This is a genomic window from Pseudomonas sivasensis (assembly GCF_021391435.1).
In the GTDB taxonomy this organism is placed as follows: domain Bacteria; phylum Pseudomonadota; class Gammaproteobacteria; order Pseudomonadales; family Pseudomonadaceae; genus Aquipseudomonas; species Aquipseudomonas sivasensis.
This window is the reverse complement of sequence record NZ_CP090029.1, coordinates 1898505-1917382: the sequence shown is the minus strand read 5'-3', so window position 1 is coordinate 1917382 and position 18878 is coordinate 1898505. Positions and strand designations below refer to the sequence as shown.

The window sequence follows — 18878 nt, the reverse complement described above, 5'->3', positions numbered from 1 at the left end:
GGGGCGTTCATCAGGTGGATGACTCGGCCAGCAGGCACTGCGCGACGGCCGTCAAGCGCGCGCACAACACACGGATCTGCGTGGTGGCATGGCTGTCCAATGGGCCATCGTAGAGGGTGTTTTCCCATGTCTGACAGGCGTTGGACAACAACCCGGCGCGCACGCTGGCCAGCGCGCCGTTGAGGCTGTGCAGGCGTTGGCGCACCCGATCGGAGTCGCCGGCGTCCAGGCCCTGTTCAATGAGTTGCACGTCGACCAGCAGGGTCTCGCCCATCAGTTTGCGCATGGACGGCGACAGCTCGATCCAGCCTTCGCGGTCGCGGTCCGGCGCCGGTGTCGTCAGGGCCGTGGCGCGCCTGCAGTGCGCCATCAACGCCTGGCGCAACATGCTCAGGCTCAGCGGTTTGACCACCCAGGCATTCATGCCCACCGCGAGGCAGCGTTCGCCTTCCTCGCGCAACGCATTGGCGGTGACGCCGATAATCGGCACCTGCACGCCCTGTTCGCGCAAGGCGCGGGCCAGGTCGTAACCATTGAGGCGCGGCATGTTGATGTCGGTGATCACCAGATCAAAAGGCTGCGAGCCCCAGATCTGCAACGCATGCTCGCCGTCCCGCGCCACGGTGGCCTGGGCCCCGAGGGCTTCGAGCTGCTCCTGCAATACCGCCTGGCTGACTGGGTTGTCTTCGGCCACCAGCACCCGCACGTTCAGGCACGGCGCATCCAGACAGGGCGAGGCCAGCGCCGGGCTGGTGGCTGAGGGCACGGGAGTGAGAATCGGCAAGGTAATGAACAGCGAAAAACTGCTGCCAAGGCCCGGTTCGCTGACCACGCGCATGCTGCCGCCCATCAATTCACTGAGACGCGAGCAGATCGACAGCCCAAGGCCCGCGCCATTGCCATCCTGGCCGCCAGCCACTTGGTAGAACGGTTTGAAGAGCTGTTCCACGGCCTTTTCCGGAATGCCCACGCCGGTGTCGGTGACTTGCCACTGCAAGGCGACTTCCTGCTCGAACAGCTGTTGCACGGTGAGGCGCAAACGCACGCGGCCGGAGTCGGTGAACTTGATCGCATTGCCCAACAGGTTGTGCAGGATCTGCCGAATGCGCCCGGCATCGCCGCGCAGTTGCTGCGGCACCTGCGGGTCGATCTCGGCGTCGATCTGCAAGCCTTTGTTGCGCGCCGTGGCGGTGAACGCCAGCACCGACTCGTCCACCAGTTGATGGGGGTCGAAGGCAACCGCCTCCACCGCCATTTGCCCGGACTCGATCTTCGACACGTCGAGCACGTTGCTGATCAACTGGAACAGCACAGTGGACGAGCCCTGGATGATTTCCAGGTACTGACGCTGGCGCTCGCTCATGTCGGTCAGCGCCATCAGCTCCAGATTGCCCAGCACGCCATATAAGGGTGTGCGGATCTCATGGCTCATGGTCGCGAGGAACACCGTCTTGGCCTCGTTGGCGGCGGTGGCTTCCTGACGGGCCTGGTTCAGTAATTGGGCTTCGTCCACATGCCGCGTGATGTCGTTGCAGCCGCAAAGAAATACGTCGTCGCCCTCGTAGCGCGCGGCCACCACCACAACCTGCAAATAACGGCCGTCCACCGCCAGGCACATTTCGCCGGGGGTGTCGGCGCCGTCGTTGGCCTTGAGTACCGCCAGCAAGGAAGCAGTGCCGCCCAATTGCAGGGCGCGCTGGTTCTCCAGCAGCAGTTGCGTGTCGCTGCGCCGCACCACGCACAGCCCGGCCGGGGCGTTGTGGAGCATGATGCGGTTGAACGCTTCGCTCTCGAACAGCCGCTCCTGAGCGCGCTGCGCCGGGCTGACGATGCGCGTCTTGTACCAATGATTGATCCACCAGCCGAGCAGCATGGCGGCGAGGAACGTGAGGCCGAGACCGAGCAGCGGCCATTTGGCGTAGCGCAGGAAGTCCTGATAGGTGATGGCGTACAAGCCGGTCCAGCGTTCACCGCCCGCGCTGGTCATCTTGAAGCGCAAGCCCTGGCGGCTGAAGCTCAAGCCCATGGGCGCCATCTGTTCGTCGCCGAGGCTGCCGAGCAACACGTCGCCCTCGGGCGCGATCAGGGTGAACTGGTTGTAGACCGACAGTCGCAACACCCGCTCGAACTCATCGACCTGGGACGTATCCACCACCGCCGCCAAGGCCAGCAAGCCCTGGCCTTGAGCAGCCGGCAACACAGCGCCGGGCACATCAAGACCGATCATGGCGACCACGCTGCGGCTGTCGTGATACAGCTGCGACGGCGCGCGCATCCAGCGCACGCGGCTGTCATTGAGCAAGGCGGCCTGGCGCTGTTGCAATTCATGCAAGCGCCCGACCACCTCGCGGTACTGTCCGGGCAACAACGGCTGATGCTGGCGTAGGCCGCCAATGCCGGGCACAGCTAGGCTGGTGAGGTTGTCAGGCGTGAGCACGAACAGCTGTGGCGATGCATAAAACGAGCTGGCCCAATAGCCGCCATAGTAGTCGGTCAATTGCACGCCAAATGCCAGCGCGCGCCGTGTGTCATCCGCCGATAAGCCGGGATCATGGGACAAGGTGAACGGCAGCGAGAGCGCAAACCCCTTAGCCTGCAACACCACCTGCCCAGCGTCGCGCTGCACCTCCACCACCGACGTCGATTGCACCGCCGGCAACGGCGGCGAGTTGCGCTGGCTGTAACCGCTGGCCACATTGCGCAGAAACGCCTCATGCTCGTGAATGATTTCCACCACACGGGCAAAGTGAAACTGGATCTTTTCCTGTTCGGCTTCCAACAAACGCGACACTGCCCAATAGCAACTGCTGGACAGCAGCAAGGCGAGCCCGGTGAGCAACAACAGGGCTTTGTTCAGGCGTTGAGAGCTTTGCGCCAGCTTGTCCAGGCGCAGACTTGCATGTTTCATCGTCAGTACCGCGAAAAGCCTGGAATCAGGACGTAGGGTCTATGCTTCATCCGGCATTGACCGATAACACCCGGCTGACCGGATGACCCTTCCTCTGGGCTTCTTGACTGTGTGACCCCGGCCGTTCAGATAAGTGCTGGCGCAGGGCCATCTTCGATCAACAGCGCGCTGAATTTTTCGGCAGCGACGCCGTGGGAAATCAAGAAGCCTTGCACCTGGTCGCAGCGAAAACGCCTCAGCACCGCCAGCTCAGCCTGGGTTTCGGCGCCTTCGGCGATGGTCGTCAGGCCGAGTTTGCGGCCCAGTTCGATGATGCTTTGCAAGGCCGACGCCAGGTGTTCGTTGTCTGCACAACCGTGCACCAGTGAGCGGTCGATCTTGACCTCGTTGAACGGCGTAGACACCAGGTTGAAGTAAGAACTGAAGCCCTTGCCAAAATCATCCTGGGCCAGACCGAAGCCCATCAGGCGCAGGCGACATGCTCCAGCGTAGTAGTTGCTGGCCAACTGTGTGGTGGAGCTTTCCATCAGTTCGAAGGTGATTTGCCGGGGCTCCGCGTCGCGCTGCAGCACTTGGGCCAGCAAGCGATCGACCAGGTCGCACTGGTCGAGCAGATGGGTTGGCAGGTTGATCGACACCGGCAGCCGGTAGCCGAGCTGCGCCCACTGGGCCTGGGCGGTCAGGGTCTGGGCGAGGATGCAGGACAGCAGTTGGGTTTCCAGGCCCTGGCGTTCGATCTCGCCGAGAAACTCGGCGGGCATCAGCAGGCCCTCCTGCGGGTGGACCCAGCGAGCCAGGGCTTCGGCGCCGACAATACGCCCGTCGTGCAGGGATTTCTTGGGCTGGAACCAGGCCTGGATCTCACCGTTGGTCAATGCGCGGGCCAGGGTGTCCCGCGCCAGGTTGACGCCGCGATGGCAACACGGCGTGCGCGCCTGTTCGGCCAGCCGGTCGAGGCAATCGCGCAGGCTGCGCACCTGCGGATCGCTGATCGGTTTGGACAGTAATCCAGCCACCGTCAGGCCCAGGTTGCCCGCGACCTCCCCGGCCCCCACCAGCATGCGCCGCGAAGCCACACTCATCAGCGCCAACGCGGGCGGCGCCTGCAGGCCGGCCAGTTGCTGGATCAGTTGCACACCGTCCATCCCCGGCATCATCAGGTCGCTGAGCAACAGGTCGTAATGCTGGCTGGCCAGGCGCTGCAACGCGGTGGCGCCATCCCAGACCGCGTCGACGTCAAACCCGCCGATGGCCTGGAACACGTTGATCAGGTACTCATGCTGAAAGGGATGGTCTTCCACGATGAGCACGCGATAGGCACTCAAGGCTCGCTCCTTTGAAAGCGCTGCAGGCACTGATAGAGCGCGCGCAGGGTAAACGGCTTGACCAGGCAGTGGTCCATGCCGGCGCTGAGGCAACGCTCGGCTTCGTCGAGCATCGCGTTGGCCGTAGCGCCGATGATCGGCAGCGAACAGCCCAAGCGGCGAAGTTGTTCGGTGAGTTCGTAGCCGTTCATGCGCGGCATGTTGACGTCGGTGAGGACCATGTCGAACGGGCGTTCGCCCCACAACGACAGCGCTTCGATACCGTCGCCGGCGAGCACCACGGTGCAGCCGAGTTCTTCCAACTGATCGCGCAGGATCAATTGGTTGATCAGGTTGTCTTCAGCCACCAGCAGACGCAGGTTCAGGCTGACCTCGGCGGGCGCCTCGCGGGGGATGGGCGACAGGTGTTCCTCGATGCCCTGGGCGCGGCTGACGGCACGATTGAGCGCGTGCAGGTTGTTCAAGCCGATCTGCCAACACGCGCCCGGTCCCAGCGAGACGCCATGCTCATCAGCCGACGCAACTACCCGTGGGCCCGACCAGCGAAGCCGCGCAGCATCGACCGCGCCAGGATAAAGCTCGACCAGCACCGCGCCGGGGTCAGTGGCGACGGATTCGGGCACGCCCAATTGCGCCCGCGCACCCCAGCGCCGCAACCAGCCCCCGATGCTCTCGGCCAGTTCGCGTACCGGTGACACCACATAGACCCGCTCGCCCAACAACGGCAAGGCCCAGGGCTGATCGTCGGTGACCTGCTCCAACGGCAAGTTGAAGGTAAAACTGCTGCCCAGGCCCGGCTCGCTGACCACACGCAACGTGCCGTTCATCAAGTGCACCAGGCGCTTGCAGATCGACAGCCCGAGCCCGCTGCCCGCCACCACATTGGCGTTGCCGCTGGCCTGGAAGAACGGCTCGAACAAATCGGGCTGATCGTGCGCCGCAATGCCTTTGCCGGTGTCGACCACCTGCCACTGCAACATGCTGCGCTCGCCCTCACGGCTTTCCAGGCGCAAACGCAGGACGATGCGCCCGCTCTCGGTGAATTTGAGCGCGTTGTTGAGCAGGTTGTTGAGGATCTGCCGAATCCGTGTGACATCGCCGCGCACGCGTTCGGGGGTGTGCGGGTCGAGGCAACTGAACAATTGCAGGCCCTTGCTCTGGGCGGCACCGGCGTAGCCTTGAATCACTTCCTGCACCAGTTCCAGCGGAGAAAACACCGTGAGTTCCAGGGACAACTGCCCGGCTTCGATCTTGGAGACATCCAACACGTCGCAGATCAATTGCAGCAGGTTCGCGGAGGAACCTTCGATGGCATTCAAGTAGCCGCGCTGCTGGTTGTTGAGCTCGGTGCGGGCAAGCAACTCCAGGGTGGCCAGCACGCCATACAACGGCGTGCGGATCTCGTGGCTCATGGTTGCGAGGAACAGGGTCTTGGCCTCGTTGGCCGCATCCGCCAGGGTTCGCGCCTGCTCCAGCGCCAACTCGACCTGTTTGCGCTCGCTGATGTCGCTGAAGGCACAGATCAACACTTCTTCACGTTGGTAACGGGTGGGCGCAAAGCTCAGGAACAGGTGGCGACCATCGGCCATCTGCAACTCGTCGGTGCTGCCGTGTTCGGCATCATGGAAGGCACGGCGAACCCAGTCGAGACACAGTTGCCGGCGCTCCTGGCCCTTGCCCAGCCATTGGCGCGACAACGGGTTTTCCAGCACCACTTCACCGTCACTGCGCCGCAGCACGCACAAGGCCACCGGGGCGATCCGAATGACCGCACTGCTGAAAGCTTCGCTCTCCACCAACGCTTCGATGCGATTGGCCGCCGGGATGATCAGGCGCTGGTCGATGCGCCGCACCAGGCGCACCATCAGCAGGCTCGCCAGAGCGCACAGCAGCAAGCAGACCAGCAACGGCAGCGCCAGGCTGGGCAACAGCGAGCTCAACTCAAGGCTGTAGACGATCTGCCAGTGCGAATAGCCCAAGTGCTTGCGGATCGCCAGGCGGTCGGGCAACCAGCGGCTGCCTTCCCAGCCGAAACTGGCGGTGGAGTGATACTGGCGCAACACCTGCGCCGCCGCCGGTTGATGGGGAGCGCTGCTGAAAATCAGCTGGCCCGCGCCGTCGAGCAACATGAAGTCGCCGGCCTTCTCATGCTGCAAGGCGTTGATCAGGTCCGGTCCGTCCACCTCTAATCCAAGCCAGCCCGATGAAGGACTGCGCTCGTCCAGGCGCGTAAAAATGTACAGCGATGAATCCAGGCGACTCTGCTCGGTCAGCCACAACTCATCGCTGACCGACACCTTGCCGGTATCCACCGCCATCAAGCGTTTCAACACCGACTCCGGTACGGCTCCCGGCGCTTCGCCCACGGTAAACAGGCGCTCGACCAGCGGCGTGGCACGCTGCGGCACGTAAATCAGGTTGACCTGGTTGGCCTGCAAGTAATCGAGCATGCGTCGGGTCAGCCACAGGCTCCAGATATTGCCTGCTTCACCGAGGGTGATATGCACTTCTTCGGCCGGCACTTCATTGAGATTGCCCACAGGCGGCGTCTTATGGCTGACGGTGGACAGGCCGAGGCTCTTCAACAGCGTCTGGCGGCTGACGAAAAAACTCTGTGCGTCGGAAATCGCCTCGTTCATATAACTGCGCCGCAGCGAAATTTCCTCGCTGAATGCCGCGCGCAGATAACTGTAAGCCCCCACATAAACGCCGAGCACCAACGCAAAGGCAAACAAACGCAACAACTTGCGGGCTGCCTTGGGCGTCGAGAAGGTTGAATCGAGGGGTTGCAGGAAATGTTTGAGTTTCATCGCCCAAAGGTTAGGGATGAGCAGGAGCCGGGTGAATAAGACGGATCTCAAAGGCCGGCGCCGCGATGGGATGGAACTCAGGCGTAATCCGCTGTTCTAGACTCCTTCGTGGCCGCCTCGTTAGGATCGGCGGCTCGTCTTTCCCTCCTGCACAGAGCGATCCATGTCTATCCAGCAAACACCCGGGTACGTATTGCCCGCGCGCAGCGCCGCCAAAATGGAAGCCGCCATGGCCGTGGGCGCTTTCGCGATCGGTACCGGCGAATTCGCGATCATGGGCCTGATGCCCGACATCGCCCAGAACCTGGGGTTGAGCGAACCTCAGGTCGGCCACGCCATCAGCGCCTATGCGCTGGGCGTGATGGTCGGCGCGCCGCTGCTGGCGATCCTCGGCGCCAAGCTGCTGCGCAAACATATGTTATTGCTGTTGATGGGCTTGTACGCGCTGGGCAACTTCGCCACGGCATTCACGCCCACCTTCGGTTCGCTGGTGGCGTTCCGCTTTATCAGTGGCCTGCCCCACGGCGCCTATTTCGGCATCGCTGCCGTAGTCGCCTCCAGCATGGTGCCGAACGACAAACGCGCCGGAGCCGTCGCCCGCGTCATGATGGGCCTGACTTTGGCCATGCTGCTCGGCAACCCCATCGCCACCTTCCTCGGCCAACACCTGGGCTGGCGCTCGGCGTTCGCGCTGGTCAGCGTGATTGCGCTGTGCACCATCGCCCTCGTCTGGCAATTCGTGCCGCACCGCCATGACGAAGAACGCAGCGACCCACGCAAGGAACTGCGTGCCTTCACCAAACCCCAGGTGTGGATGGCACTGTCCATCGGCGCAATCGGGTTTGCCGGGATGTTCTGCGTGTTCAGCTACCTGGCACCGACCATGCTCGAAGTGACCAAAGTCTCGCCACAGTGGATTCCCTTCGGCCTCGCCGCGTTTGGCGTGGGCGGGATCATCGGCAATATCGCCGGCGGCAAGCTGTTTGATCGCATGCAGTTTCGCGCGGTGGGTTGGATCCTGGTGTGGTCGATTGGCGTATTGCTGTTCTTTCCGTTCGCAGCTGCATCGCTGTGGGGCGTGCTGCTGAGCATGGGCCTGGTCGGCACCATGGTGGCGTTGGCTGCACCGTTGCAGATCCGCCTGATGGACATTGCCCACGAAGCGCCAAGCCTGGCGGCAGCGTCCAACCATGCGGCATTCAACCTGGCGAACGCGCTGGGCCCGTGGTTTGGCGGCATGGCGATCACGGCCGGGTTGGGTTGGACCAGCACCGGCTATATCGGCGCAGTCACAGCGTTGGCCGGGTTGGGGATCTATCTGATTGCACGACGGATGAAAGGCGGGGAATAAACGAATAGAACCGGTTGAAATCAGGCATCAACGCCAGGAAACGCTCAGAAAACCCTACGTGAAAAATATTTCATTTCCAGACAGGTTACGTTCAGGTTGGATCCAATAGATCGTGCATGTAACATGTCTGTAATACTTTTCCGAATGACAAGGATGTGTTTTGAGCTTTCCCGATAGAAATGTGCTTGAGAATTTTCCCGCAACGCTCAATCACGGCAACGCGACGGTGTTCACCACACACACCAGCGACGACGGAGTCCACCAAGCGATTCAGGACCTGATCGACACTCGCCATCAACTCAAAAACCGCATCAGCGCGCCGTTGAAAGGCATGGAGAACGATCTGTTCGCCAAGTCCCAGCCGTTGGACAGCCTGCGTCCTAAACTGCGCGTCACCTTCGGACGCTCCAAACGCGACGGCACATTCGACTGGCCCGTTGAGGAAGTCATCAACACCCTGGGCGCGCAGAAGCGCGGCGCACCGGTCGCCGGACTGCGTGGTTTCGGTTACAGAAAATCTGCGCTTGGCCTAATCCAGGAATTCTTCATCTTCACCGAGATGCTCGACGGCTACCTCAGCGGCCTGGAATGGCTCAAGCAGGAACGCGGCGTCCTAAGCCTGATCACCGCGTCATTCAAATTGCTGCGCGCCCTGCACAGCAAACACATCATCCACATGGACTTCTGGGCCAACAATGTGATGGTCGACCCACAGCACCCCACGTGCGCCAAGGCGATTGACCTGGAGAACTGCTTCCTCACCCAGACTGACTACCTCACCGAAGTGCTGGCCTTTCAATTCGGCTTCTATTATCGACGCGAGGTTTTCCGTTTTGTGATCGAGCAGGATTACGACCGCATAGTGATGGAAGAACTGGTCAACTATCCCGGTATCGACCGTGCGCGCTTTGACGAGATGTACACACTCAGCAAGCACGAAAACATCAGCCGCCGGGCACGGCGTGAGATTTTCCATAAAGGCACTGTCGAAGTGGGCTGACGCAGCCCTGCCTGTAGTAGCTGGCTTGCACAGGGCCGGGCGAGAACGTGTGGGAAATTTCTTGAGGGATTTAGCGGTCTGAGCTGCACAGCCGCCTCAATCTGTATTTACTGAATTCCCAACTCTGTCGAAGGGCCCACTGTGAAATTCATTCGCGCATTCACGCTTCTATTGCTCGCCCAGGCTGCCTATGCGGCCGAGTCCCCCGCGAACCCTGATCCCTACGGCGGCCCTGATAAACGCCCAGAGAACAGTGAAAATGTCACAACGTACTTGAACGAAGATGGCTCCTCCACTACCTCGGCAGTAATGGTTTATGGCGATGGCCATAAGGAACACTGCATTATCCAAATGGCACCGCCTGCAGCGACACATCGGCTACCCAAAGTCACCAGCAAGACGTGTACAAGGATTCGCTCGTACTTTAAATAGCGGGCGCAGGGGGGAAGCCGCGATTTCCATGCGTACGTTACCAAGTCTCCTAGTACGTAGTATCCTTAAAATTAAATATCCCCCCTCGATCACTGACCATGCACAAAACCCAGTCGTTTTTACCCAACAAAATTGGTCGAGATTTTATAGTCGGTGACGTCCACGGGCACTTCAAGCTATTAGAGCTTCTTTTAAAAAAAGTGGACTTCAATGAACGCATAGATCGAATCTTCTCTGTGGGCGACCTCATTGACAGAGGACCCGACTCCATCGATGCCGTGGTCTGGCTACAGAAGCCCTGGTTTCACGCCGTGAGGGGCAACCATGAACAGATGGTTATCGACTGTGTTTCTGGCAATGGCGACATTGCCAGGCATTCGCGCAACGGTGGAGCATGGCTCTACAAACTATCAACTCAATTTCAACAGACCCTGTCTGACGCCTTAAAAGATCTTCCTCTAATAATAGAGGTTGAATTAACAGATGGTCGAAAAATTGGGATTGTGCACGCAGAGACTCCGCTGACGTATAACAATGACACCTGGCAGAGTGCAAAAGACGCTATTACGGGTCAGTTTGGCGAAGTCCATCAACGCCTAGCGTTAGAAAAAGCACTGTACGCCAGAACAAAAATCGAAAGCCTCGACGAAGCTTTAACTCAAGGTATTGATCAAGTTTATGTCGGCCATTCAACTGTATCCTCCCTTACCTATTTGGGAAATACGATCTACATAGATACAGGCTGCTCCTTTGACGACGGAGCGTTAACCCTCATAGAACTAACGACTCAGACGGCTACAAACGTTTCCATGCAAGCAATGCAATAAAGAGACGCCAGGGTCAGGCCACGATATCCGACACAATCATTGATTGAGGATCCTCACCGTGTACCCTGTCGCTTGAGACGGTGAAGAGCGCAAAACACCCCTGATACATCCCTGATAAACTAGGCCACTCGCCTCGTTGACTCAGATTCCCAATGTCCCTACAAACAGCTCCACTCTCCCGCCGCTTCTCCGTTGCCCCGATGATGGATGATCGCGACTGACACCTGCGGGCCTTGATTTTACGGGCCTCAAAGCCACCTGACAAAATCTTGCGTGCAAATTGCGGGCAATCCGTTCAGCGGGGTCGTGCATCTCCGGTACAAGTTCTGTGCATTCCTGGTGCTGATCGGCTAGCCCCAGGGATTTCCCGGAGAGAAAAAAATAGGCAGTGCCAGTCTGTCCAATCACTGGCACTTTCGCTGTCTATGCGCCTGGACGGGATCAGAGGTGTGCACTCCCTAGTCCTGCGACTTCCGCCCTTGCCACTAGCACCGGCTGCGTCAGCGCGCTCTCTCGCAATCCCCCTTAGTGACATGAAGCCATTTCACTCTCATCGCCTGTGACATTTCCCGGTTTCGCACTCATGTGCTGCGACATTTGAGCCTGTCCGCACTCACATAGAGTAACCATCATGATATGTCGCATTGACACATTGCGAAGTTAGAAGTATATCGGGCCATTTAAGGCATCGCTGTTGCCAGCGCCGGCACTTGAGTTGCCATTTGAGGCACTTTTGTCGCCATTTAAGTCAAACATTTTTCACAAAACACTTCCCCTACCTTTTGCTCCATTTGCATAATAAAACTAGATCTTATGGGTGGCCAGTTGTGTCTATGTCAGACGTTAAATAGCCTGCTCACTCTCCTGTGGAGGTTGTGCCATGAATAATAACAAGAAGAAAGGCAGACCAACTGCTCCTGTGAAAAAGGATCAGAGAATTACTTTTCGACTAACTGCAATAGAACTCGAAGACCTCAAAGCCAAGCTCGATGCGGCTGGATTTAAAACCCTTGGGGCCTACGTGCGGAATAATCTGTGCAAGAGTAACCCGAAGGCCAAGGTGATAGTTCCACTTGCGACGATGCAAATTGCCCTGGAGCTTCAGCGAGTCACTAATATGATCGACCAAGGAAAAGATTCAGAGCAGGTTATTGCCGAGCTACACAATATTAATAATAAATTGCTGTGGATCTAACCATGATCGGTAAAATATTTGAAAAAGGGAAAGGCAGCTTCCGGAATCGGATCGAATATATCTTCGGTCTCAGCAAGCATGAGCATGCCATTACAACAATTAAGACTATCGGCAAAAACTGCTTTGCTCCTGACCCACTTCGGCGTGGTCATACAAAGGACAAGATTGATGCCGAAGGCATGATCCAAGAGTTCGATGCAATTGAGAAAATGCGGGACTCGGCAATCGATTCCGATCGCGTTATCAAGCCAGTTTGGCACGCCATGCTCTCCTTGAAACCCGGAGAGTCCTTGACGGACGAGCAATGGCTGGAAGCAGTCGAGACGTACCTGGCTGACCTGGGTTTTGGCCTAGAGAACAAGTGGGTGGCCGTTTTGCACGGGGATACCGATCACCAGCACGTGCATATCGTGGCAAACCGAATTTGCATGAATGAGGAATTCACTGTCGTTAAGGACAGCAATGAGCGCATGCGCAGCTGTGACAGCACCAGCGACATTGAAGATCGGTTCGGCTTGTCAAAAGCTCCAGCCCCCAAAGAAACCTGGGGAACCCCGATCTCTCGTGCCCAGCTTGAGGCTAGCCAGCGTGACGGCAGCATGCCCCTGAAGCACCGCATGATCGCCAGGATCGCAGGCGCCATCGAGACAACCGCTGCAGCGCAGGGCGACATGTTCATGCTGGTGTCACTCCTGCGCCGGCAACAGATCTACGTCCATTTCACGAAGAACGCCGAGGGCCAGCCGACAGGCATCGGCTACGAGTACCAAGGCACCGTTATCAGTGGCCGTAAGCTCAAACGCAGCCGACTTACTTTCCAAAAACTCACACAACAAGAAGGCATCAGCTATGACCCAGAAACCTTTCACCGACTTAAGACAGAGGCTGCTCGCAGAGACGCAGAAAGCCAGGAGCGAATCCGAGTTTTCTATCTCGTGCTCAGAGCCCGTAATCGTCGACCCATCCGTCTCAGCATCAAGGCGCGTCAGCAGCAAGAGCTCGAAGCCACGATCAAGCTAATCATGGCGATCATCCTGGCCCTATTCGGCATTCGAGTAAACTGGGAGCTTGAAGACAAAAAGCCTGGCGAGAGCTACTACCAGCTGCGATCGGACTGGCTCACCCTGCCCCAGGTCGTGCAGGAACAGGAGTTGATGGAGGCCTGGGAATGCGACCCAGCACTCGCCCTGCATCGCTAGCAGGCAACTGGCCATCGCCCGGTGTAGAATCGTCGTTCGACACAAGGAGATGTGCCATGCCTACAATTTTTTAAGTCACAACTATCAAGACAAACCGGTTGTAGAGCCAGTCGCTATTGAGTTGAGGAAGATCTACGGCCAAGAGTCGGTCTTTTACGATGACTGGTCTATTCAGCCTGGCGACAGCATCATCGGCAAAATGAATGAAGGCCTTGCGTCTCCTGACTTCTTTCTGTTCTTTGTCACTGAAAACAGTCTGAAGAGCGGAATGGTCGGTTTGGAATGGCAGAGCGCGTTGCATCAAGCCGCTAAAGGTAAGATCACCTTCGTCCCAGTGCGAGTCGACGGAGTTGCTTTGCCAGCAATCCTAATGGACAAAGCTTATATCGACATGCATCGAAATGGTATCGATACGACTATCCAGCAGATCAAAGATCGAATTTCAGGAAAACCCGAATTTACCCCTCAGCACGCTGCTTTTTCAAATCTGACTTATGAGGTGACGGGCGCGCCAGAGACAGAACTGAAGATCACTGTTAAAGCGTCACATCTCCAGGAATCAAATCCGAAGTTTATGTTTTTGGTCAGAAACAGCGTTGACCAAGTGTTTGCATGGATAGAAGGCGCACCTGGCATTCAAGCACTGCCGCAACAGCCTCACGAGATTGAAGGTGCAGGTAAATTCACGAAAATTGTTATACATCCGATAAGTGGAAATATCAGACCAAATTTCCCTATGACATTCACACTTAAGCCGAGGGATGGCTGTGATGCAGTTGAGCTTGTCGATGTTCTTCACGAAACGAAAGCCAACTGGTTTGAGCCGATCCCAGGTGAAATTGGCGGCTAGTGTGAGACACCTCAAGTATTCACATACTTTGCCGATACGGTGACCCTAGTATCGGCACAACAGGGAGAGACACATGCTTGATATCCTATTCAAAATCTGGAGCACCATTTCACAAATTTGGTCTTCTCTATCGCAAGATCAAAGAGACTCTATTTGCCAGGCTTTCGTCGACTTGATGGATAAGGCCTTCCGTGAGTTCTTCAAAGCCAACGCCGGGGCAGCTCAATGAAATCTTTGGCAGATATCGTTCATGGCAAAGCAGATTCCACACAGCCCGCGTCTGAGTCGATGGCAGTAAGTACTCAAGCTGGAATAAAGGCTTCAGCAGTGGCTATCCTGGGCACGACTCTAGGAGCATCCAAGGCTACTGAATTTGCCGAAGGGGCAGCAAAGCTCGTCACCGATAGAGAATTCCTCGGCGAGCTGGAAGGCGAGATAGGTCTTCCCAAGTCTGGCGAAACTGAGGATGAGTTCGTAGCCCGAGCCAAAAAGGCGATGTTCAGCATGCTTCAGACCAAGCTCAAGTAATCAAAAATCCCCGCGCTGCGGGGATTCTAATGATTTCGGCATGACCGTAATGAAAACGCCTGAGGTCAGCCCAATGCGGGTCGAGTAACGCTGACGACGATTGGATCTGAGCTGACGCCAGCGTGGTATGTGCTAACCCTGAACTCCAGCTCACCCCGCAGCACTCCACCATTGCTGCTCGCGTCCCCGTCAAATCGCCAGCTATTCCCCGCAAGATTGTCCACCTGCTCAACCTTCACGCCTCCTGACCAAACGCCAATCGACACAGTGCCGGCGAAAGCCTGACCGCGATCATCACTGTAAAACACGACAGCTTGCTCAGCCCCCGACCGGTACCGCCAGGTAACCTCTGCAGTCCCAGAAATCTCCCCGCCAGCAGCCCCGTTCACAAGCACTCGCGCAGGCGGGAAGCTGACTGAATGTTTCCTTGATAGCACTGGCGCCTGCAAAGGCAGCGATAAGGGCTGTGATCTTGGCAGCAGCACTACTAAGACCCTTTGACATGTCGTCACGAGTTCGCAGGACGAGCTGAATAATTGTTGAACCTGCCATTTCTTATTCTTCTTTTTGGCTTAGTTGGTCGATGAGATTTTTGAACTCTTTCCCGGCGCCTGTCGCAATGGCAATGCGAGACATATGGTCAGCGATGATTCGAGTCATTAGCTGGTCACCCAGGCGCGCTTTATGAACACCAACCAAGTGCAACAGGCGTTTAATTGAGTACTGGTAGGGATTCAGCACCGCATGACCATTTGCCATCAGTAGTTCGCAGCACTCGATAAGAACAAGCGCAAACTGCTCTGGATCTTGTTCTTCGGTAGGTTTTGGTTTTTTCCTTGCCGCTTCGAACTGAGTTACTTTTTGAGCAGGGGTAAGATCGTCGGAAGCAGCTTTTCCAGGCTTTTTTTAGCCCGTCAGGGAATGTCAGCGCGAAGACTGTCGCCAAGAGCTCAAGCTGGATGGGAAATGGTAGGTTGCGGACGTATTCCTCAGCAGTACGCTATTTACAAGCACACGCAACACAAGCAGCTGCAAACCCCGGAAAGCTCATCAAGACCTGATTGGATACATCGGGATCAGCCAAAGACTCTTTGACGTTATTTAGAAAGATAGCGCCCAGAGCTTCCTTGTACCCATCAACAAGATAAATGAAATCTTCCGTAGTGAGCCCGAACACATCGATAGTGACTTCCGGCTTGTCAGCGGATGCCTGGATAATAGTGATGGGGCGAGAGGGAATCACGAGATCTGAGAGTGCCATGCTTTCTTCTTATTATTATGTGGCTTTCCTACATTATACCGACCTGCGCAACCTTCGTGGGCCGAACCCAGTTTGACAACAAAGAAAATCGAGGTAGATCTATTTTTGATGTATACCTCAATTGCCGGCGATGTCTACTAGCGTGGCATGGTAGGCCTCGGTAATATTGAAGATGTAAGCAGTGCCCAATAACAAGAGAGAGATATTTCAAATGAGCGATATCGAATATGACCCTGAGCTGGTTGCAACGAAGGATGAGATCCGCGCAGCAGTCCGGGAGATTGCCATCAACTCGGATGCCTACAACTTCGTCGAATTCAGAAAGGAAGTTGAAGGCTCAATTGGTTCTGACCTGATCATTCCGATTGAAAATGATTGGATTGTTGAAGAAGCGCTTCAGGAATATAGATCGCTTGCTCTGGACGAGGAGAATGGCCATGTTTGATGCGCGCACTGATATCCCGCCGCTGCTTACTGATTCGCAGATGATGTCGATGTCGCTCCAGGAAGTTACGGAGTACATGTGCAAGCGTAAGGTCGCTGAGCGCAATGATCCGGCTTACGAGCGGGAGAAGATTGACGAACTCGCTGAGTTCATTGAATGCCATCTGATTGATGAGCTGGCTGACCAGGGTTGTGTTGAGGGTTTCTGTCTGAATGCCATGGCTGGTCTTGAAAGGGAATTTCCGACATTGGAGGCTTTCAAGGAGTCGTGGTGTACTGCAGCAGCGAGGCAGATCTGGTACAAATACAACCACTGACACGCAGAAAAACCGGATCAGGCATCCGGTTTGGCACCTTGATTGTCGACGCCAATACCGATCGCGTTACTGTTGTGATCGTTTCCAACTCTAATTATAGAAAGCGGAGATTTTACAAAATCGACGCCGAGATTTATGTGAGATTCATCGATTTGTCCTGCTGCGCGCAACTGAGGAATCACCCCTTTAATATTTTCAATCTTTGTGAGAATGTCGTGAAGCTGAGTTGCGTATTTTAACCTACCATCCGCGTTACTTCTGAATTTATCTGCAGCATTGCTTTTGTAAACTTCCGAACCACCTAGATACTTCTTCTCAATGCAGTGCTCACTGAAACTTTCAAAAAAATCTAAGGCAGTATTGCAACGCGAGTCGTGCTGCACGAGATCGTTTATTATCTTGACATCAACCTTTTCATCAAGGTAAGCATACGCGTACACAGAGTTTATCAGCGCATGTTCGCTCAATTCTTTCCCAGCCTCCCAATTAATCAGGAGCTGCTGATAAATATGCCTAACACCATTTTCAAGGTACTCCAGCTTTGAAATACTTGTAGAGTCATCCGAGAACTTGCAACCATGTAACCAATACCCACTCATAATATATATAAATATTATGTTTGCATATGCATCAACAGTTCGCACAGCCTCATCTGGATTAACCCAAAAGCTTTCTAGGCTTCCGAAGCTTCTCTTACATTGAAATTCGAAGGGCGAAATCGCATCTAGGCTCTTAGAGTTTAGTGGGTCGAGTCTGCTACCGTGATCTCTGTAATAAGCCAAATTATTCAGAATAGAGTCATACTGAATGGTTAAGCCATCAGAGATAGATCTATTTCGATCATTGGCTATAGCACGTACAACGCCATCCAGGTTTACTTCTTGAATAGTTTGGTTGTAAATATTATAGGTCAACACCGATGATGGCACCGGGCTGATTTCCGTTGCTTCCAGATGCCGAACAATAGTCCCATTGTCTCTTACTAGCTCAATCGTCTCTACAGTGTATACACCGTTGTTGACGAGGCGACGAACGTCTTCTTCTGTTAAGTCTGAATATTTTGAGCTCATGAGGCCTCCCTGAAGCGTCTATCCCGGCCCTGTGAAGCCTTGTCCGGTAAAATATCTTCTTCTGAAAGGTAAGTCATGCGAAAAACACCAGCACGCCCAAGCTGGTGTTTTGAAGCAGGTATGGCTTAAGCGTACTCTTCCCTGAACAGCTTCGACAGACCGCTACCGCTTACGGCTTTGGACGCAAGCAGCGTGCCCTTGATCTCTTGCTCTGCATAGTCGCTGGTGATGAGCTGACGCTGAGCTGCAGGCGACAGCGAAACTTTGTAATACGTGACCTTAACTTCCCTGTCATCCTCCGCCAGGTTGAAGCCGTCGAAGACTATCTGGACGTTGATGCCGCTGTTCACAAGCCCTTCGAGACGAGTGGTGGCCTTACTGGCATACGTGACCTCGACCACAGCGCCATCCTCGAAACCAGCATCTGCGTCGAACTCAATAGAGCCACCGGAGACGCGATAAAGCCCAGCATCCAGTGGCTCGCCGCTAACGGTAATGGTAGTCACAGATGCGATCACGCCAGGGACGACGACGCTCTTGCCCAGGTAGGCTTTGCCAGTTCAGACCTTCGACGCCACTGCAGCATCCGTGGACAGCGATCCAAACAGCGCAAGGCGCATCAATTCAGAATTAAAATCTTTGGCGTTGACTGTCAGCTCGCCTGTGTTCTTGATGACCTTCGACTTCGCGGTCGATAGAGTGCCATAAGTGGTGTCCTGCATCTCGACTTTATCGGAGGTCAGGGCCAGCACAGCCGAGGACGAGTGCGCGACAGCGGTGAAGCCGCCGATTGGTTCGTCGTTTTCATCGAGCACAGAAATCAGAATGGCGCCATTACCGATCCATCCGATGCTAGTGTCTTTTACGTTTACAGCCATGTGATCACCTTTGTTCTTATTATTTTTGGTGGTTGTATATCAATCGAACGCTACATAATGCGTCCATGCCAGTTGCCAGGCGCTAAAGTTGTTACTGGAGGCCTTGAATCCTGAAAGAAGCTCTTCAAAAGAGTGAATCTTGGGTAGGTTTGGATTGGCGCTTGCTACACCACGATATTTCTTCAGCACCTTTGAAATTTCAACACCCAAACTCATTGCGCGACGGGAAACACCCTTAGTGTCCTGGTCAGCCCTGCAGATAATGAACGCGCCAAAGATGGCATCACAATAAATTTTAGGAGTATCGGCGACGATTGGCCCACCACCGCACGCAAGCAGCACGTAACACTGGCCGCCTTGGAGTGAGATGTTCTTCAGCGCTTCATCAGCTACTTTACCCGAGAAAAGATCCACCTTCGGTTTTGATGGCAAATTCTCAATGAGGGCTTTGTAGGCTTCTAGGGTTTCAGCGATGGCCATTGT

Annotated in this window: 19 protein-coding genes; 10 read left to right on the top strand and 9 right to left on the bottom strand. The window is 55.9% G+C overall.

Annotation, left to right across the window (positions count from 1 at the left end):
• Positions 1-10: 10 nt before the first annotated feature.
• From LRO94_RS08620 to LRO94_RS08610, 3 genes are all read right to left on the bottom strand, one after another.
• Positions 11-2908, bottom strand: coding sequence for a hybrid sensor histidine kinase/response regulator (locus LRO94_RS08620; protein ID WP_032888853.1), 2898 nt, complete (start codon positions 2906-2908; stop codon positions 11-13).
• 125 nt (positions 2909-3033) lie between these two features.
• The gene (locus LRO94_RS08615; RefSeq protein ID WP_032888851.1) at positions 3034-4233 is read right to left on the bottom strand and encodes an EAL domain-containing response regulator; all 1200 of its coding nucleotides are present in this window, start codon (positions 4231-4233) and stop codon (positions 3034-3036) included.
• Positions 4230-7043 (bottom strand): ATP-binding protein, encoded by a 2814-nt coding sequence (locus LRO94_RS08610; RefSeq protein WP_099601419.1) that lies wholly within the window; start codon positions 7041-7043, stop codon positions 4230-4232. The genes LRO94_RS08615 and LRO94_RS08610 overlap by 4 nt, the downstream gene beginning before the upstream one ends.
• A 163-nt stretch (positions 7044-7206) precedes the next feature.
• Between LRO94_RS08610 and LRO94_RS08605 the strand changes: the two genes are divergently transcribed.
• From LRO94_RS08605 to LRO94_RS08570, 8 genes are all read left to right on the top strand, one after another.
• A complete protein-coding gene (locus LRO94_RS08605; RefSeq protein WP_179179351.1) occupies positions 7207-8394 on the top strand; it encodes an MFS transporter in 1188 nt (395 codons plus the stop codon).
• Positions 8395-8554: 160 nt separating this feature from the next.
• Positions 8555-9394, top strand: coding sequence for a lipopolysaccharide kinase InaA family protein (locus tag LRO94_RS08600; protein WP_179179352.1), 840 nt, complete (start codon positions 8555-8557; stop codon positions 9392-9394).
• Positions 9395-9924: 530 nt separating this feature from the next.
• Positions 9925-10653, top strand: coding sequence for a metallophosphoesterase (locus tag LRO94_RS08595; protein WP_179179353.1), 729 nt, complete (start codon positions 9925-9927; stop codon positions 10651-10653).
• 880 nt (positions 10654-11533) lie between these two features.
• Complete coding sequence (locus LRO94_RS08590; RefSeq protein ID WP_179179354.1) at positions 11534-11848, top strand: plasmid mobilization protein; 315 nt, start codon at positions 11534-11536, stop codon at positions 11846-11848.
• A 2-nt stretch (positions 11849-11850) separates the two neighbouring features.
• Positions 11851-13047, top strand: coding sequence for a relaxase/mobilization nuclease domain-containing protein (locus LRO94_RS08585; RefSeq protein ID WP_179179355.1), 1197 nt, complete (start codon positions 11851-11853; stop codon positions 13045-13047).
• 49 nt (positions 13048-13096) lie between these two features.
• Positions 13097-13897 (top strand): toll/interleukin-1 receptor domain-containing protein, encoded by an 801-nt coding sequence (locus LRO94_RS08580; RefSeq protein ID WP_179179356.1) that lies wholly within the window; start codon positions 13097-13099, stop codon positions 13895-13897.
• A gap of 73 nt (positions 13898-13970) precedes the next feature.
• Positions 13971-14126 (top strand): hypothetical protein, encoded by a 156-nt coding sequence (locus tag LRO94_RS08575; protein WP_179179357.1) that lies wholly within the window; start codon positions 13971-13973, stop codon positions 14124-14126.
• A complete protein-coding gene (locus LRO94_RS08570; RefSeq protein WP_179179358.1) occupies positions 14123-14425 on the top strand; it encodes a hypothetical protein in 303 nt (100 codons plus the stop codon). Before LRO94_RS08575 ends, LRO94_RS08570 begins: the two co-directional genes overlap by 4 nt.
• A 555-nt stretch (positions 14426-14980) precedes the next feature.
• Here LRO94_RS08570 and LRO94_RS08565 read toward each other — a convergent pair.
• Both LRO94_RS08565 and LRO94_RS08560 read right to left on the bottom strand, forming a co-directional pair.
• The gene (locus tag LRO94_RS08565) at positions 14981-15184 is read right to left on the bottom strand and encodes a hypothetical protein (protein WP_179179359.1); all 204 of its coding nucleotides are present in this window, start codon (positions 15182-15184) and stop codon (positions 14981-14983) included.
• A 241-nt stretch (positions 15185-15425) separates the two neighbouring features.
• Positions 15426-15686: a phage pre-tape measure protein gene (locus LRO94_RS08560; RefSeq protein ID WP_233896985.1), complete on the bottom strand. Its 261-nt coding sequence runs from the start codon at positions 15684-15686 to the stop codon at positions 15426-15428.
• Between the two features lie 211 nt (positions 15687-15897).
• On the opposite strand from LRO94_RS08560, the gene LRO94_RS08555 reads away from it, so the two are divergent.
• Positions 15898-16131 (top strand): hypothetical protein, encoded by a 234-nt coding sequence (locus LRO94_RS08555; protein ID WP_179179360.1) that lies wholly within the window; start codon positions 15898-15900, stop codon positions 16129-16131.
• On the top strand, positions 16124-16447 hold the full coding sequence (locus tag LRO94_RS08550; RefSeq protein WP_179179361.1) for a hypothetical protein: 324 nt from the start codon (positions 16124-16126) through the stop codon (positions 16445-16447). The genes LRO94_RS08555 and LRO94_RS08550 overlap by 8 nt, the downstream gene beginning before the upstream one ends.
• A 17-nt stretch (positions 16448-16464) precedes the next feature.
• Here LRO94_RS08550 and LRO94_RS08545 read toward each other — a convergent pair whose 3' ends face one another.
• The 4 genes from LRO94_RS08545 to LRO94_RS08530 all read right to left on the bottom strand — a co-directional run bounded on the left by LRO94_RS08545 (position 16465) and on the right by LRO94_RS08530 (position 18875).
• Entirely contained in the window at positions 16465-17517 is a 1053-nt protein-coding gene (locus LRO94_RS08545) for a hypothetical protein (protein WP_179179362.1), read from the bottom strand.
• 125 nt (positions 17518-17642) lie between these two features.
• A complete protein-coding gene (locus tag LRO94_RS08540; RefSeq protein WP_179179363.1) occupies positions 17643-18023 on the bottom strand; it encodes a hypothetical protein in 381 nt (126 codons plus the stop codon).
• 54 nt (positions 18024-18077) lie between these two features.
• Complete coding sequence (locus tag LRO94_RS08535) at positions 18078-18395, bottom strand: hypothetical protein (RefSeq protein WP_179179364.1); 318 nt, start codon at positions 18393-18395, stop codon at positions 18078-18080.
• Positions 18396-18434: 39 nt separating this feature from the next.
• Entirely contained in the window at positions 18435-18875 is a 441-nt protein-coding gene (locus LRO94_RS08530) for a hypothetical protein (protein ID WP_179179365.1), read from the bottom strand.
• Positions 18876-18878 lie beyond the last annotated feature (3 nt).